This window comes from Actinomadura sp. 1N219 (genome assembly GCF_044326405.1).
Classification (GTDB): domain Bacteria; phylum Actinomycetota; class Actinomycetes; order Streptosporangiales; family Streptosporangiaceae; genus Spirillospora.
In genome coordinates, this window is the sequence record NZ_JBIRAY010000003.1 from 469,088 (window position 1) to 483,073 (window position 13,986).

At 73.7% G+C, this 13,986-nt stretch carries 15 protein-coding genes; 5 read left to right on the plus strand and 10 right to left on the minus strand.

Translation table 11 applies throughout. The features are described from left to right. Positions 1-62: 62 nt before the first annotated feature. Together ACH35V_RS14360 and ACH35V_RS14365 are read left to right on the plus strand one after the other, a co-directional pair. Positions 63-1,091 (plus strand): Ppx/GppA phosphatase family protein, encoded by a 1,029-nt coding sequence (locus ACH35V_RS14360; protein WP_395972597.1) that lies wholly within the window; start codon positions 63-65, stop codon positions 1,089-1,091. A 21-nt stretch (positions 1,092-1,112) separates the two neighbouring features. Next, entirely contained in the window at positions 1,113-1,676 is a 564-nt protein-coding gene (locus ACH35V_RS14365; protein WP_395972598.1) for a dihydrofolate reductase family protein, read from the plus strand. A gap of 9 nt (positions 1,677-1,685) precedes the next feature. Here the strand turns inward: ACH35V_RS14365 and ACH35V_RS14370 are convergent, their stop codons facing one another. The 3 genes from ACH35V_RS14370 to ACH35V_RS14380 form a co-directional block, all read right to left on the minus strand. Beyond that, complete coding sequence (locus ACH35V_RS14370) at positions 1,686-2,969, minus strand: RNA polymerase sigma factor (protein ID WP_395972599.1); 1,284 nt, start codon at positions 2,967-2,969, stop codon at positions 1,686-1,688. Positions 2,970-2,984: 15 nt separating this feature from the next. Next, positions 2,985-3,404 (minus strand): YciI family protein, encoded by a 420-nt coding sequence (locus tag ACH35V_RS14375; RefSeq protein ID WP_395972600.1) that lies wholly within the window; start codon positions 3,402-3,404, stop codon positions 2,985-2,987. A 126-nt stretch (positions 3,405-3,530) separates the two neighbouring features. Next, positions 3,531-4,919 (minus strand): MFS transporter, encoded by a 1,389-nt coding sequence (locus ACH35V_RS14380; RefSeq protein WP_395972601.1) that lies wholly within the window; start codon positions 4,917-4,919, stop codon positions 3,531-3,533. An 83-nt stretch (positions 4,920-5,002) separates the two neighbouring features. Between ACH35V_RS14380 and ACH35V_RS14385 the strand changes: the two genes are divergently transcribed. Continuing rightward, positions 5,003-5,611 carry a TetR/AcrR family transcriptional regulator gene (locus ACH35V_RS14385; protein WP_395972603.1) on the plus strand — a complete coding sequence of 203 codons (609 nt, stop codon included), beginning with the start codon at positions 5,003-5,005 and terminating at the stop codon, positions 5,609-5,611. On the opposite strand, the gene ACH35V_RS14390 is transcribed toward ACH35V_RS14385, so the two are convergent. Then, complete coding sequence (locus ACH35V_RS14390) at positions 5,597-6,094, minus strand: GNAT family N-acetyltransferase (RefSeq protein ID WP_395972605.1); 498 nt, start codon at positions 6,092-6,094, stop codon at positions 5,597-5,599. The two genes, ACH35V_RS14385 and ACH35V_RS14390, sit on opposite strands and share 15 nt — an antisense overlap. A gap of 104 nt (positions 6,095-6,198) precedes the next feature. Between ACH35V_RS14390 and ACH35V_RS14395 the strand changes: the two genes are divergently transcribed. Further along, positions 6,199-6,732, plus strand: coding sequence for a CGNR zinc finger domain-containing protein (locus ACH35V_RS14395; protein WP_395972607.1), 534 nt, complete (start codon positions 6,199-6,201; stop codon positions 6,730-6,732). 7 nt (positions 6,733-6,739) lie between these two features. On the opposite strand, the gene ACH35V_RS14400 is transcribed toward ACH35V_RS14395, so the two are convergent. Genes ACH35V_RS14400 through ACH35V_RS14425 form a run of 6 tightly spaced genes read right to left on the minus strand, consistent with a single transcriptional unit; the run spans position 6,740 to position 12,175 of the window. Beyond that, positions 6,740-7,933, minus strand: coding sequence for an acyl-CoA dehydrogenase family protein (locus tag ACH35V_RS14400; RefSeq protein WP_395972609.1), 1,194 nt, complete (start codon positions 7,931-7,933; stop codon positions 6,740-6,742). Positions 7,934-7,938: 5 nt separating this feature from the next. Then, positions 7,939-9,000: an acyl-CoA dehydrogenase family protein gene (locus ACH35V_RS14405; protein ID WP_395972611.1), complete on the minus strand. Its 1,062-nt coding sequence runs from the start codon at positions 8,998-9,000 to the stop codon at positions 7,939-7,941. Between the two features lie 49 nt (positions 9,001-9,049). After that, a complete protein-coding gene (locus ACH35V_RS14410) occupies positions 9,050-9,481 on the minus strand; it encodes a nuclear transport factor 2 family protein (protein ID WP_395972613.1) in 432 nt (143 codons plus the stop codon). Then, positions 9,481-10,053 (minus strand): Zn-ribbon domain-containing OB-fold protein, encoded by a 573-nt coding sequence (locus ACH35V_RS14415; RefSeq protein ID WP_395972615.1) that lies wholly within the window; start codon positions 10,051-10,053, stop codon positions 9,481-9,483. The genes ACH35V_RS14410 and ACH35V_RS14415 overlap by 1 nt, the downstream gene beginning before the upstream one ends. A 2-nt stretch (positions 10,054-10,055) precedes the next feature. Beyond that, positions 10,056-11,288: a thiolase C-terminal domain-containing protein gene (locus ACH35V_RS14420; protein WP_395972617.1), complete on the minus strand. Its 1,233-nt coding sequence runs from the start codon at positions 11,286-11,288 to the stop codon at positions 10,056-10,058. After that, on the minus strand, positions 11,288-12,175 hold the full coding sequence (locus tag ACH35V_RS14425) for an LLM class F420-dependent oxidoreductase (RefSeq protein ID WP_395972619.1): 888 nt from the start codon (positions 12,173-12,175) through the stop codon (positions 11,288-11,290). The genes ACH35V_RS14420 and ACH35V_RS14425 overlap by 1 nt, the downstream gene beginning before the upstream one ends. Positions 12,176-12,269: 94 nt before the next feature. Here ACH35V_RS14425 and ACH35V_RS14430 point away from each other — a divergent pair, with 94 nt between their 5' ends. Continuing rightward, positions 12,270-13,982, plus strand: a complete 1,713-nt coding sequence (locus ACH35V_RS14430; protein WP_395972621.1) for a thiamine pyrophosphate-binding protein — start codon at positions 12,270-12,272, stop codon at positions 13,980-13,982. Positions 13,983-13,986 lie beyond the last annotated feature (4 nt).

The following is a 13,986-nucleotide window of genomic DNA, read 5'->3' on the forward strand; positions in this document are numbered from 1 at the left end:
CAAACAGCGGCGGCACCGGAGCACGCGCCAATGAATCCGCTTCATGCGGGTAATGCGTCGGCATGCGAATCGGTGTGCTGGACGTCGGGTCGAACTCCGCCCATCTCATGGTGGTGGACATCAGCGTCGGCGAGCCGCCGCGGCCGGTCGCGGCGGTCAAGCGCCCGACGCGGCTCGCCGAGGCGATCGACGCGGGCGGGGCCGTGACCGGCGGCGCGGTCTGCCGCCTGGTGGGGTCGGTCGGGGAGGCCGCGTGCGCCGCGACCGAGCAAGGCGTCGAGGAGCTGATCGCGTTCGCGACGTCCGCGGTGCGGGACGCGGCGAACCAGGACGAGATCGTCGCCCGGGTCGCGGCGGCGACCGGCGTGCGGCTCGGGTTCCTGTCCGGCCGGGACGAGGCGCGGCTGACGTTCCTCGCCGCCCGCGCCTGGTACGGCTGGTCGGCAGGACGGCTGCTGCTCGTCGACATCGGCGGCGGGTCGCTGGAGATCGCGCACGGGGACGCGCAGGAGCCGGCGCTGGCGCTGTCGCTGCCGCTCGGCGCGGGACGGCTCACCCGCGAGCAGCTGCCGGGCGACCCGCCGTCCCGCAAGCACGTCCGCAGGCTGCGCCGCCGCGTGTACGAGGAGCTGGCGGACGCCGCCGCCGAGGTGGAGCCGGGGCTGGACGGCGGCCTCCCGGTTCGGCCGGTGGCGACGTCCAAGACGTTCACGCAGCTGGCCCGCCTCACCGGGGCGCCCAAGCGCAAGGCCGGCCCGTACGCGCCGCGCGTGCTGGAGCTGGAGCGGCTGCGCGAGCAGATCCCGGTGCTGGCGTCCAGGACCGCCGCGCGCCGGGCGAAGCTGCGCGGGGTGTCGCGGCCCCGGGCCGCGCAGCTCCTCGCGGGCGCGATCGTGGCCGAGGCCCTCATGACGACGTTGAAGATCGGCCGGGTGGACATCTGCCCGTGGGCGATCCGCGAGGGCCTGGTGGTGCGGCGTCTGCAGGCGATGTCCGATCCCGCAGCGGCCGACGACGAGACGGCGCGCCTGACCCAGGCCGTCCCCGCCCCGCCCCCGGCCGGACGCCCGCCGCTCCGCGCCGTCCCCTAGGCTCGTGCACAGGGGGTAAGCATGCGGAAACTCGTAGTCACGGAGAACATCACGCTCGACGGCGTGATCGACATGGCGGAGGGCTGGTTCGACCCGCTCGCCGAGGACGTCGACCAGACCGACATCACGGCGGCGACCACCGAGCATCGCGAGGCCGCCGACGCGCTCCTCGTCGGCCGGAACACCTTCGAGGCCTTCCGCGGCTTCTGGCCGAAGCAGAAGGACGACCCGACGGGCGTGTCCGACTACTTGAACGCGGTGAGCAAGTACGTCGTCTCCAGCACCGTCAAGGACCCGGAATGGCAGAACTCCACCGTCCTGCGCGGGCCCCTCGTGGACGAGGTCAACGCGCTGAAGGCGGCCCCGGGGCGCGACATCGTCGCGACGGGCAGCGTCCAGCTCGTGCACGCGCTGATCGCCGCGGACCTGGTCGACGAGTACCGGCTGTTCGTCTTCCCGGTGGTCGTCGGCCACGGGGCGCGGCTGTTCGAGACGGCGGCGGCACAACTGCGGCTCCTGGAGACGCGGCGGTTCGTCTCCGGCGCGGTCCTGCTGCGCTACGCGCCGGAGGTCGCCCGCCCCTAGCCGGGACGGTCAGCCCAGGTCGGCGAGCTTGCGTTCCAGCACGGCGCGTTCGCGCTCGTTGCCGCACAGCCGCACGGCGCGCTTCAGCTCGGTGCGCGCCTCGCCAGCGTGTCCGAGGCGGGCGAGCAGTTCCCCGCGGACGCCGGGCAGCAGGTGCGAGGCCGGCAATGCGCCGGCGGCGGCCAGCTCGTCCACGATCGGCAGCGCCGCGGACGGCCCGTCCGCCATGGAGACCGCGACCGCCCGGTTGAGGTCGACCACCGGCGAGGGGGCGAGCCGTCCGAGCGCCTCGTAGATGAGGACGATGCGCTTCCAGTTCGTCTCGTCCACCGACGGCGCGACGGCGTGGCATTCGGCGATCGCCGCCTGGAGGCCGTAGGCGCCGAGGCCCCGGCCCGCCTTCTCCGCCCGGGTGAGGGCGGCGCGGCCGCGGCGGACGGCGGCGCGGTCCCAGCGGCGGCGGTCCTGGTCCGCCAGCAGGACGGGCTCGCCGTCCGGGCCGGTGCGGGCGGGGAAGCGCGCCGCGGTCAGCTCCAGCAGCGCCAGCAGGCCGTGCGCCTCGGGCTCCTCCGGCACCAGCCGGCCCAGCACCCGGGCAGCCCGCAGCGCCTCGCCGGCGAGGTCGAACCGGATCAGGTCGCCGCCGGAGCTGGCCGAGGACCCCTCGGTGAAGATCAGGTAGATGACGCCGAGGACCGAGCCGAGCCGCTCGGCCCGCTCGTCCGCCGGCGGAGCCCGGAACGGCACCCGCGCCGCCGCGAGCGTCTTCTTGGCCCGGGTGATGCGGGCCTGCACGGTCGCGGTCGGGACGAGCAGCGCCCTGGCGATCTCGTCGCTGGTCAGGCCGCCGACGACGCGCAGCGTGAGCGCCAGCCGCGCCTCCCGCGACAGCACCGGGTGGCAGGAGATGAACATCAGCGCCAGGACGTCGTCGTCGATCTGGTCCGGGTCCCACAGGACGTCGTCGTCGCGGGCCGGGTCGGCGGGCTCGCCGCCCGCGGCCGCGCCGCCCTCGCCCAGGCGGTGGGCGAGGGCGGCGTACCGGTCGTCGAGCGCGGCGCGGCGGCGGTACGCGTCGATCGCGCGGCGCCGCCCGACGGTGAGCAGCCATCCGGCCGGGCTGCGCGGGACGCCGTCGCGCGGCCACGTCACCAGCGCCTCGGCCAGCGCCTCCTGCGCGAGATCTTCGGCGAGGGCGAAGTCCCCCGTGTACCGCGCGAGCGCGCCGACGATCCGGGCGGACTCGATCCGCCAGACGGCGGCGACGGCCTCACGTCCCGTCGGGTCGGCCATCTCCGCACCTCACGTTCAGAGCTGGCCGTGCGTCTCGCGCCACTCCCGCTCCTTCTTGATCCACTCGTTGTCCTGCGGGAACTCGTCGACCTCGGTGACCCGGCGGATCTCGGTCTTGAAGCCGGGCCCGGTGAGCGGCATCCGCTTGGCCCACTCGACGGCCTCCTCCTTCGACGCGACGCTGAGGATGTAGAAGCCGCCGAACAGCTCCTTCGTCTCCCCGTACGGCCCGTCGGTGACCACGGGCGGCTCGGACGAGTAGTCGACGACCACGCCCTCGCTCGCGTCGGCCAGCCCCTCCCCGGCCAGGACCACGCCCGCCCGGATCATCTCCTGGTTGAACCTGCCGACGGTCTCGATCATCTCGTCGTGGTCGATGTCGCCCATGTTCGCGAAGGCCTCGTCGGTGGCGCGCATGATCAGCATGTACTTCATGGTTCCGTCTCCCCTCGGGATCGTCCGGGCCCCTCTCCGGGACCTTCTCATCCCTAGGTCGAACGGGGGCCGGCGCGGATCGACACGGCCCCCGATCTTTTTTGAAAGCCTTCCCGGCCTGCGCCGTCAGCGTGCTCGGCCGGGGGTCAGGACGGCCGCGGCGACCGCTCCCGCGGCGGCTGCGACGGCGGCGAGGACGAAGCCGTCCGTGAACCCGTCCAGCGTGTCGCCGACCAGGCTCGCCGCCGCGACGCTGGAGATGACGGCGGCGCCGATGGACGCGCCGAACTCGTGGAACGTGCTGACGATCCCGGACGCGATCCCGGACTCGTGCGGCGCCACCTGGCCGAGCGCGGTCGCCGACGCGACGACGAACATCGCGCCCGTCCCGGCGCCCGCGACGGCGGTGCCGGCCACGACGGTCGCGGGGTTCATCGACAGGGCGGGGACGGCCATCCCGATCGCCGCGACGACCAGCCCGGCGACCGCGAGCGGACGCGCGCCCGCGCGGGCGATGGCGCGGCCGGTGAGGTTGGCGCCGAGCATCGTCGCGACCGCGACCGGGAGGAACAGCAGGCCGGTCCGCAGGGCGCCGAAGTCCTCCGCGTGCTGGAAGTAGAACGTGCCGAGGAAGAACACCGCGATCATCAGGGCGGTCGCCATCAGGATCAGGAACGTGCCGGTGGCGACCGGGCGCCGCACCAGCAGCGCGAGGTCCATCATGGGCGAGCGCGCGGTCCGCTGCCGGATCACGAACGCCACGTAGCCGGCGGCGGCGAGCAGCACCAGCGCCCCGGACGCGGCGGTGAGCCAGCCGTGGTCCCCGGCGCGGATGAACGCGTAGATCAGCGACCCGGACGACGCGGTGACCAGCAGCGCGCCGAGCACGTCGAGCCGGGGGCGCGGCACGGCCACCGCCTGGTCCGGCAGCATCCGGGCGAGGGCGGCGAGGATCACCAGGCCGATCGGCACGTTGACGTAGAAGACCCAGGGCCAGCCGGGTCCGGCGGTGAGCGCGCCGCCGAGCAGCACGCCGAGGGCCGCGCCGCCGCCGCCGAGCGCGGACCAGACGCCGAGCGCCTTGTTCCGCTCGTCGCCGTCGAACAGGCGCACCACGAAGGACAGGGCGGACGGGGACATCAGCGCGGCGCCGGCCCCCTGCGCGATCCGGCCGCCGAGGAGCAGGGCCGCCCCGCCGGCGAGGCCGGTCGCCAGCGACGCCGCCGTGAAGATCAGCAGGCCGGCCAGCACCACCCGCTTGGCCCCGAACAGGTCGGCGGCCCGGCCGCCGATCAGCATCAGCCCGCCGAACGTGAGGGTGTAGGCGCTGACCGTCCAGGTCACGGCCTGGCGGCCCAGGCCGAGGTCGGTCTCGATGTGCGGCAGCGCGATCGCGACGACGGTGACGTCGAGGATCAGCATGAGCTGCGCCACGCCGAGGAATCCGAGGATGCGCCACCGCAGCGGGTGCGCCGCGCCGTCCCGCGCGGCCGGGTCGTGGGTCTTCTGCGTCATCTCAGGCTCTCCTTAACTCGTACTTGGCCGTACAACTTTTGCAGAGTAACACGTATTCCCGTGTACGAGTTAGGATGGGCGCCATGCCCAATCGCCCGCCGCCCACCGCCGCTTCCGGCCGCCGCCGGCGCGCAGACGCCGAGCGCAGCATCGCCCGCATCGTCGCCGCCGCCCGCGAGAGCCTCAGCCGAGACCCGAACGCCAGCATCGACGACATCGCCAAGGCCGCCGGGGTCGGCCGGATGACGCTCTACGGCCACTTCCGCAACCGGGCCGAGCTGGTCGAGGCCGCCCTGACGGACGCGCTGCGCGCCGGCGACGAGGTGCTGTCGGCCGTCGACCTGACCGGGGACGCGCGCGAGGCGCTCACCCGGCTGCTGGATTCGAGCTGGGCGCTCGTGGCCGAGTCCACGGCGCTGCTGACGGCGGCGCAGGGCACGCTTCCGCCGGGACGCGTCCGCAAGCTGCACGCCGCCCCGGCGGAACGCGTGGAAGAGCTGATCCGCCGCGGTCAGGAGCAGGGCGTGTTCCGCACCGACCTGCCGATCGCCTGGCTGGTGGGCGTCCTCCAGTACGTCCTGCACGGCGCGGCAGAGGAGAACCGCACCGGACGCCTGGAGCTGGACGACACCGCCCGCATAGTCACCGCGACGGTGCAGTCGATCCTGGCCGCCCCCTCAGCGAACGGCTAGCGCGCTCAGTGCCTTGGCGTACCGGAGGACGGGGACGGGCACCGTGCCGCCCGCCGAGGTAGGCGCCGCGTAGGTCATGGCGCCGGTGTTCCGCCATCCGTGGAACTCGTAGAAGCGGCGGGCCCGCGCGTTGCCGGGCACCACGGCGAGCCACGCCTCCTCGTGCTCGCCCGCGAACCGCTCCTCCGCGCTTCGCAGCAGCGCGCCGCCGACGCCCCGGCCGCGGGCCGCCCGGTCGACCGCCAGCTGGACGACCTCGCCCTCGGCGCGACCAAGGATGATCATGCCCAGGACACGGCCGCCGCCGTCGGCGGCCACGATGGTGGAGTCCGCGTACGTCGCGGCGTGGACGGCGAAGTGCTCGGGGCCGCGCGCGTCCATCAGCTCGGCGGGGACGTGACCGGCGTGGCCGTCGAGCCACGCCGCGCGCCACATCGGGGCGAGCCTCGGCAGGTCGGCCGTCTCGGCGGGCCGCAGGATCATCGCCGTCACCTTCTCCCGGACGTCCTGTCACTGGCGTATCCTCTTACGACAGTTACACGGTAACCGGGGCGGAGGTCACTGGTCAATTGCTTCTAGACAGTTACATGGACGCGGGGGCGCTCGTCGCCGTCGATCTCGTCAACCGGATGGTGATCCGTCCCGAACCGGCCGCGGACACGGCCGTCCTGCGCGAGGTCCTGGCCGTCGACCCGCCCTCGGTCGCGCGGCTCGCGCCCGGCCACGTGCCCGGCTTCGCTGCCCTCGCCCGCGACCTGCGGGCCGTCTTCGACGACCTGGGCGGCGGGGACGAGGACGCCGCCGCCGACCGGCTGAACCGGCTCCTCGCCGCGCACCCCGCCCACCCGCACCTGGCGAAGGAGGACGGACGGTGGCGCCTGCACCACCACCCCGCCGACGCGTCCCTGGTGCCGATGTGGACGTCCATCTGCGCCGAGGCGCTGGCACGGCTGCTCGGCGGCGGTCACGCCGACCGCGCCGGCTCCTGCGCCGACGACCGGTGCGGACGGGTCTTCGTGGACACCAGCCGCAACGGCAGCCGCCGCTTCTGCTCGACCACCTGCCAGAACCGCGTCAAGACCGCCGCCCTGCGCGCCCGCCGCGCAGCCCTCGGCGATTGAACCGGCGTCAGCCGCCGCGCGGGTAGCGGGCGTACCTGGGCAGGCCGAGGACGCGCTCGGCGATGATGTTGCGGTGCACCTCGGTGGTGCCCGCGTAGATCGCGGTGCCCTGAGCGAAGCGGTGGGCCCACTCGATGACGCCGTCCTCCAGCGCGCCGTTCTCGCCGCGTCCGATCAGCGCCTTCGGGCCGACCAGGTCGATGATGTCGGCGGAGTCGCGGATCAGCAGCTCGGACGCCAGCACCCGGCCCATCGGCGGCGGGGTGTTGCGGGACGCCTCGACGTCCAGCGCGACCTGCCCGAGCCGGGCGCGGACGAGCGGGTCGTCGATGGGCCGCGCGCCGTCCGCCCGGACGTCGGTCACGGCCCAGTGCAGGGTGTGCTCCAGCAGCCGCTCCAGCGTGTGGAAGTACGTCAGCCCGGACGGGTTGATCTCCGCGAGCCCGTGCGCGTCGTCGCGGCCGATGCCGTGCTCGGCGCGCAGCGGCTCGGACAGGACGGCCCAGCCGTGCCCGCGCGGCCCGAGCCGGTAGTGGTCGGGGACCTGGACGTCGCCGTAGTAGACGACGTTGGTCCGCTCGCCGCCGAGCGTGTGGACGGGCCTGATCTCGACGCCCGGCGAGTCGAGCGGCACCAGGAACATCGTGAGGCCCGCGTGCTTGGACGCGTCCGGCTCGCTGCGGGCGAGCAGGAAGGCGTACTGGCAGTTCTGCGCGCCGGTGGTGAACATCTTGGAGCCGGAGATCGTCCAGGTGTCGCCGTGGAGGACGGCCTTCGTCCGGACCCCGGCCAGGTCGGAGCCGGTGTCGGGCTCGGTGTAGCCGAGGCAGACGCACACCTCTCCCCTGGCGATCCCCGGCAGCACGTCCGCCTTGAGGTCGTCGTTGGCGTAGGCGCGGATGCCCGCCACCGACAGGCCGGTCGTGCCCTTGGTGATGCCGGGCGCGTCGCGGCGGCGCAGCTCGGTGTCCAGCAGGTGGACGCGCAGCGGGTCGAGCCCGGCGCCGCCCTCCTCGACCGGCCAGGCGGGGAAGACCCAGCCCTTCGCGCCGAGGGCCCGGTGGAAGGCGCGGTTGTGCCCGGCGCCGGTCTCCCATTCCTCGTCCAGGACGTCCTGGGTGAGGTGCTCGTCGAGGAACCCGTTCACCTCCTTCACGAAGGCGGTGAGGTCCTCGTCCAGTTCCAGCACGCTGAAGTCCATGTGTGTCAGCTCCTCACGCGGTCGGCGAGCAGGTCGCCGATGGCGGACAGCTCGGCCCTCGGGTCGCCGGCGAGCACGCTCCAGCCCTTGGCCCGGCGGAAGTAGAGCTGGACGTCCGACTCGACCGTGAACCCGAAGCCGCCCTGGACGTGCGTCGCGACGGTCACGGCCCGGGTCGCGGCCTGCGCGGCGTAGGCGAACGCCATCGGGACTAGCTCGCGCCGGGTGCGCGGTTCGTTGGCGGCGTACCAGGCCGCCTTGCGGGCGAGGTTGCGGGCGCCGACCACCGCCGTGTGCGCGTCGGCGAGCGCGTGCGAGATCGCCTGGAAGGCGCCGATGGGCGTGTCGAACGCCGTGCGGTCCTTGACGAAGTCGAGGCCGAGCGCGAGGACGCCTTCGCCGAGCCCGGCCAGCGCGGCGGCGGTGAGCAGCTTCCACTCGCGCAGCGCGCCCTCGTACAGCTCGCGCGCCTTGTCGCCGTCCGCGAGGACCACGCGGTTATCCGGTGCGGGACGCCACCAGGCGATCGGGGCGCGGCCCTGGTTCCCGACCGGGGGCGGCGGCTCGGCGGCGTTGTGCAAGACCAGTTCGCCGCCCGTCAGCGCGATGACCGCGCCCGTGACCGCGCCCGCCGGGACGAGCTGCGCGGCGCCGTCGGCGTCGGCGGGACGGAGCGCGAGCGTCGGGAACCGGCCGCCGGCCGCCGCGCCGTCGATCCACGTTCGCGCGACGTCCGGTGCGGCGTCGGCGAGCAGGCGGAGCGCGACGGCCGCCTCGATCAGCGGGACGGGCGCGACGTGGCGGCCGAACGCGCCCGCCACCAGCGCGAGGTCCAGGACGGACGCCCCGCCCCCGCCGAGCGCCTCGGGGATCCCCATGGTGACCGCGCCCGTCTGGGCGAGGGAGCGCCACAGCGTCTCGTCGTACCCGAGCGGCTCGGCGTCCCGTACTCGCGAGCTGGGGCATTCCCGGAGGAAGAACTCGGCGAAGACCGCCTCGACGTCCTGCTGGTCCTCGCTGAGCGTGTAGTCGTTGCGTCTGAGCTCCGGGCGGCGCGCTGTCTGCACGGCATCTCCTTCCGGTCGCCTAGAATCTACCAGTCGTCTGGTAGTTTGCCTAGCCCGGGGCGGCGCGGCCGTCGACGGCGACGCGGCGGTGTGCGAACAGCCAGCGATCGCCGATCAGGACGTATTCGTCCAGGTAGCGGCCCCAATGGTCGAGGCCGTGCGGCATCAGGACCTGGAAGTAGCTGCGGCCCTTCGCCCGCCCGCGATCCAGCAGATCGATCTGGTGGGTGGCGGTGAAATGCCGCACGTAGGGCGGGACGCCACGCGCCTGCGCGGCGGCCCGCCAGCGGTCCCCGGTGCCGGTGAAGATCGTGGCGATCTCGTCGCGGCCCCGGTAGGCGCGGCCGTCGCCGACGTCCATCGTTGCGTCCGGCGCGAACAGCTCCAGGAGCTGCTCGAACCGCCCGCTGTCGCCGTTGGAGTTGTAGCGGGCCACCAGGTCGCGGATGCTCTCCCGGGCGGCCGTCTCCCACGGCTCCATCAGGACCCCCGCTCGGCGGCGCGCGACGCGGCGCGTTCGGCGGTGCGCGTCGGGGCGCGCCACGGGGCGTGCTCGGGCGGCTCGCCGCTCAGCCGGAACTGCGGCAGCGCCAGGCCGTCGCCGAGATCGGTGAAGCACACCCGGACGCGCAGCCCGATCGCGACGTTCGCCTCGTCCTCGGGACGGGACGGGTCGCCGCCGTCCACCAGGTTCGCGATCTTGCGCAGCGAGACGGACTCGTCCTCGGCGCCGCCGCGCCACGGCACGCCGCGCTGCTCGTCCAGCTCGACCAGCACCACCGGGTACGGCACCCAGTCGGCGAACGCGGGGTTCACCGCCCGCGCGACGATCTGGTAGCTGTAGATCACCCCGGTGCCGGCGACCGGCCGCCACTCCCACTCCAGGCCCGTGCAGAACGGGCACGCCGCGCCGATCTGCCCGCGCATCAGCCCGCAGTCCGCGTTCGTGCAGCGCTGCACGACCAGCTCGCCGCGTCCGGCCGCCTCGAAGTACCCCCGGTGGTCCGAGCCCGCCGGGTCCGCCGCGATGTCGAAGCCCTTGTAGACCGCCACCGCTACCTCCTCATGATCAGCGCGCTGGACACCGCCGGGGTCCCCCAGCCCATGTTCATCGCCAGCTCCACGTCCCGGACCTGGCGGCAGCCGCCCTCGGCGTGGTCGTAGGTGTGCCGCCCCTCGCGCCAGCCGGGGCAGGAGTCGTCGGCCTGGTGGCGCAGCTGCCGGACGTTCTCGATCACCAGGTTCATGCCGTGCGTGTAGCCCTCGCAGAGCTGCCCGCCGCTGGTGTTGTTCGGACGCGCCCCGCCCAGCTCGATCGTCCCGCCGGACACGTACTCGCCGCCCTCGCCCTCCCCGCAGAACCCGTACCCCTCGAACAGCAGCACGGGCGTGAACGTGAAGGCGTCGTAGCAGCCGGTGAGCTGGACGTCGGCGGGCTCGACCCCGGCGTTGCGGAACGCGATCCGCCCGCCGTAGTAGCCGGCCTGCCGGGTGATCGGGTCGCACTGGTAGTGGGCGAGCGGGTCCTGGTAGGGCTTGTTGGCCCGTCCGACCACGGACATGATGTGCACCGGACGCTGCCGCAGGTCACGCGCCCTGTCCGCGGACGTCACGATCACGCAGGTCGCGTTGTCGGTCTCGATGCAGCAGTCGAGCAGGTGGCAGGCGGGCTTGACGATCCAGCGCGAGTCCAGCACGTCGTCCACGGTCACGCGCTCGCGGTAGTAGGCCCTCGGGTTGTTGGACGCGTGCTTGGCGTGCGCCACCTTGACGTGCGCGAGCTGCTCGTTCGTCGTCCCGTAGGTCTGCATGTGCCGCGCGAACGTGAACTGGAACCGCTGCGCCGGGCTGCTGACGCCGTACGGCGTCGTGTCGAGCGCGTCGCCGACGAGCCGTGCGGGGCCCGGCCCGGTGGGGGCGGGACGGCCGCCCATCCGCAGCGACGAGTAGCCGTTCATCGACCGGAACACCGCGACCGTGTGGCACATGCCCGCCTCGATCGCGCCCATCGCCAGCCCGATGATCGTCTCGGTGCTGGACCCGCCGCCGTAGGTGTCGGTGTAGAAGTTGAGCCGGACGCCGAGGTCGGTCGCGATCGTCTGGGACAGCGTCGAGTCGCCGACCTGGTAGCAGAGCATCCCGTCGACGTCGGACGCGTCCAGCCCCGCGTCGTTCATCGCGGCGCGGACCGCCTCCACGCCCATGCTCCGGGTGGTGCGTCCCGAGCCGCGCACGTAGGCGGTCTCCCCCACCCCGACGATGCAGTACTTGTCCTTGAGGCCGCCCATCAGCCGTCTCCCGTCCGCGCGATCACCTCGTCGGCGAAGCGCTTGATGCCGTCCAGAACGTCCTCCCTGGTGATCCGCCCGGTGTGTTCCCGCACCGGGGACGCGATGACGCGGGTCACGCCCAGCTCCTCCGCGCGGCGCACGCCGTCGACGTCGGCGGGCACGCTGCACGTGACCTCGAACGGCTCGCCGGCGCGGCCCGCCTCCTCGCGGGCGGCGCGCACCACGGCCAGCATGCGGGCGACGTCGTCGAGGTCCTTCGCGCCGATCTCGATCCAGCCGTCGCCGAGGCGGCCCGCCCTGCGCAGCGCGGGCGGGGAGGTGCCGCCGACCTCCACCGGGATGCCGCGTCCGGCGCCGCGCCGCTGCACCGGCTTGGGCTCGAACGCGACCGGCCCGAACGCGTAGTGGCGGCCCTCGTGGGTGATGGTCTCCTCGCTCCAGAGGCGGCGCAGCAGCGGGATGATCTCGTCGGTGCGGCCGCCCCGGTCGCGGAACGACTGGCCGACGATGCCGAACTCCTCCTCCAGCCAGCCGACCCCGATGCCGAGCGTGACGCGTCCGCCCGACACCCGGTCGAGCGTCACCACCGACCGCGCGGTGGCGATCGGGTGCCGCAGCGGCAGGACGTACACGTTCGTCGCCAGCCGGATCCGCTCGGTCGAGGCGGCGATGGCCGCGAGCACCACCCACGGGTCGAACATGGGGGTGCGGGGCTCGATCGGGGGGCGCCCGTCCGGGGTGTAGAGGTAGGTCGCGGGGATCTCGGCGGGGAGCACCAGATGTTCGGGCACCCACACCGACTCGTAGCCGTGCTCCTCCGCCAGCCGCGCGGCCTCCGGCTGGTGCCGCGGACTCAGCCCGTACATCGGCAGCCCGAACTTCATGTCCCGTTCCTCCCGTACGACGGTGCGCAAGGCGATCCTATATCTACCAGACGGTTGGTTGACTAGCCGGATCGGGGGATGGCATCGTGAGGACATGCCGACACAGCGGATCTTCACGACGCCGACGCCGGTCCCCGAGGCGATCGCCACGGTCCTCGCCGAGGCCGGGATCGACACGGTCTTCGGCGTCCCCGGCGGCGAGACGGGCCGGATCTTCAACGCGCTGGAGAAGTACCGGGACTCCATCCGCACGATCGTCGTCCGGCAGGAGTCCCTGGCCAGCGCCATGGCGGAGGTGTACGGGCGGCTCACCGGCCGTCCAGGCGTGCTCATCGGCCAGGGCCCCTGGGTGCTCGGCTACGGCGTGATCGGGACGCTGGAGGCGCACCTGTCCAGCAGCCCGATGCTCCTGCTGACCGACTTCTCGGACGGCGCCGGGCTCACCCAGCACGGCTCGTACCAGACGGGCACGGGCGAGTACGGGAACTGGGACGCGCGGCAGAGCTTCGCCGGCATCACCAAGGAGGTCGTGGACGCGCGCGGCCCGGCCGAGGCGGTGCACGGCACGCAGCTCGCGATCCGGCACGCGCTGACCGGACAGCCGGGGCCGGTCGCCGTCCTGTACTCGGGCGCGGCGCTCGCCGGGGACGTCGGCCCCGAGTCGCGGCCCCGCCTCTACCCGACCGCCGGTTACCTGCCGCAGCCGTCCCCGCCCGCTTCCGCCGAGCGCGTCGAAGCCGCGGCCGAGGCCGTCGCGGCGGCGCGCCGGCCGGTCGTGATCGCCGGGAACGGCGTGCGGATCGCCCGCGCCGAGGACGCCCTGCGCCGCTTCGCCGAGACGCTCGGCGCGCCCGTCGTCACCAGCCCGTCCGGGAAGGGCTGCATCGCCGAGACGCACGACCTCGCGCTCGGCGTGTACGGCACCTTCGGCACCGGGGCCGCGAACGCGGCGGTCGGCGGCGCCGACACGGTGATCGCGGTCGGCACCAAGCTCAGCTCCGGCGACACCGCCATGGAGAACCCGGCCCTGCTCGACCCGGAACGGCAGACGCTCGTCCACGTGGACGTGGAGCCGCTCAACGCCGGACGGTCGTTCCCGAGCGAGCACGTCCTGCTCGGCGACGCCGCCGCCACGCTCGACCGCCTCACCGAAGCGCTCGGCGGGGGCGGCACCGGAGGCGGACGGGAGCGCGTGGCGGAGCTGCGGGAGCGGCACGGGCATTTCGACCACCCGGCGGCCGCGTCCGACGCCGTCCCGATCATGCCGCAGCGGCTCATCGCCGAGCTGTCCCGCGCGATCGGCGACGACGGCATCGTGACCTGCGACGCGGGCGAGAACCGCATCTTCATGACGCACTACTACCGGACGCCGAACGCGGGCGGCTTCCTGCAAGCAGCGGGCATCGGGCCGATGGGCTACGCGATCCCGTCCGCGCTGGGCGCCAAGCTCGTCCACCCCGGCCGGCGCGTCGCCGCGGTCACCGGCGACGGCGGCTTCGCGATGACCATGAACGGCCTGATGACGGCGGTCGAGCACGGCATCCCCATCGTCACCGTCGTGTTCAACAACGCGGCGCTCGGATGGGTCGTGCACGGCGGCTCGTCGATGTCGCACTTCAACGACTTCGACCATGCGGCGATCGCCCGGTCGATGGGCTGCCGGGGCGTCCGCGTGGACGACCCGGCGCACCTCGGCGACGCGCTCCGCGAGGCGTTCGCCGAGGACCAGCTGCCTACCGTCGTCGACGTCCGGATCTCGATGGAGACGTCGTTCCGCGATGTCACGTCACCCCTGGTGCGTGGTTGAAGGA

What these genes read in the sequence shown, in the direction of transcription:
- ACH35V_RS14425 (WP_395972619.1), bottom strand. Translation starts at nt 12,175, where the DNA reads ATGAAGTTCGGGCTGCCGATGTACGGGCTGAGTCCGCGGCACCAGCCG.
- ACH35V_RS14410 (WP_395972613.1), bottom strand. Translation starts at nt 9,481, where the DNA reads ATGGAGCCGTGGGAGACGGCCGCCCGGGAGAGCATCCGCGACCTGGTG.
- ACH35V_RS14420 (WP_395972617.1), bottom strand. Translation starts at nt 11,288, where the DNA reads ATGGGCGGCCTCAAGGACAAGTACTGCATCGTCGGGGTGGGGGAGACC.
- ACH35V_RS14390 (WP_395972605.1), bottom strand. Translation starts at nt 6,094, where the DNA reads ATGATCCTGCGGCCCGCCGAGACGGCCGACCTGCCGAGGCTCGCCCCG.
- ACH35V_RS14395 (WP_395972607.1), top strand. Translation starts at nt 6,199, where the DNA reads ATGGACGCGGGGGCGCTCGTCGCCGTCGATCTCGTCAACCGGATGGTG.
- ACH35V_RS14380 (WP_395972601.1), bottom strand. Translation starts at nt 4,919, where the DNA reads ATGACGCAGAAGACCCACGACCCGGCCGCGCGGGACGGCGCGGCGCAC.
- ACH35V_RS14430 (WP_395972621.1), top strand. Translation starts at nt 12,270, where the DNA reads ATGCCGACACAGCGGATCTTCACGACGCCGACGCCGGTCCCCGAGGCG.
- ACH35V_RS14385 (WP_395972603.1), top strand. Translation starts at nt 5,003, where the DNA reads ATGCCCAATCGCCCGCCGCCCACCGCCGCTTCCGGCCGCCGCCGGCGC.
- ACH35V_RS14400 (WP_395972609.1), bottom strand. Translation starts at nt 7,933, where the DNA reads ATGGACTTCAGCGTGCTGGAACTGGACGAGGACCTCACCGCCTTCGTG.
- ACH35V_RS14365 (WP_395972598.1), top strand. Translation starts at nt 1,113, where the DNA reads ATGCGGAAACTCGTAGTCACGGAGAACATCACGCTCGACGGCGTGATC.
- ACH35V_RS14370 (WP_395972599.1), bottom strand. Translation starts at nt 2,969, where the DNA reads ATGGCCGACCCGACGGGACGTGAGGCCGTCGCCGCCGTCTGGCGGATC.
- ACH35V_RS14360 (WP_395972597.1), top strand. Translation starts at nt 63, where the DNA reads ATGCGAATCGGTGTGCTGGACGTCGGGTCGAACTCCGCCCATCTCATG.
- ACH35V_RS14375 (WP_395972600.1), bottom strand. Translation starts at nt 3,404, where the DNA reads ATGAAGTACATGCTGATCATGCGCGCCACCGACGAGGCCTTCGCGAAC.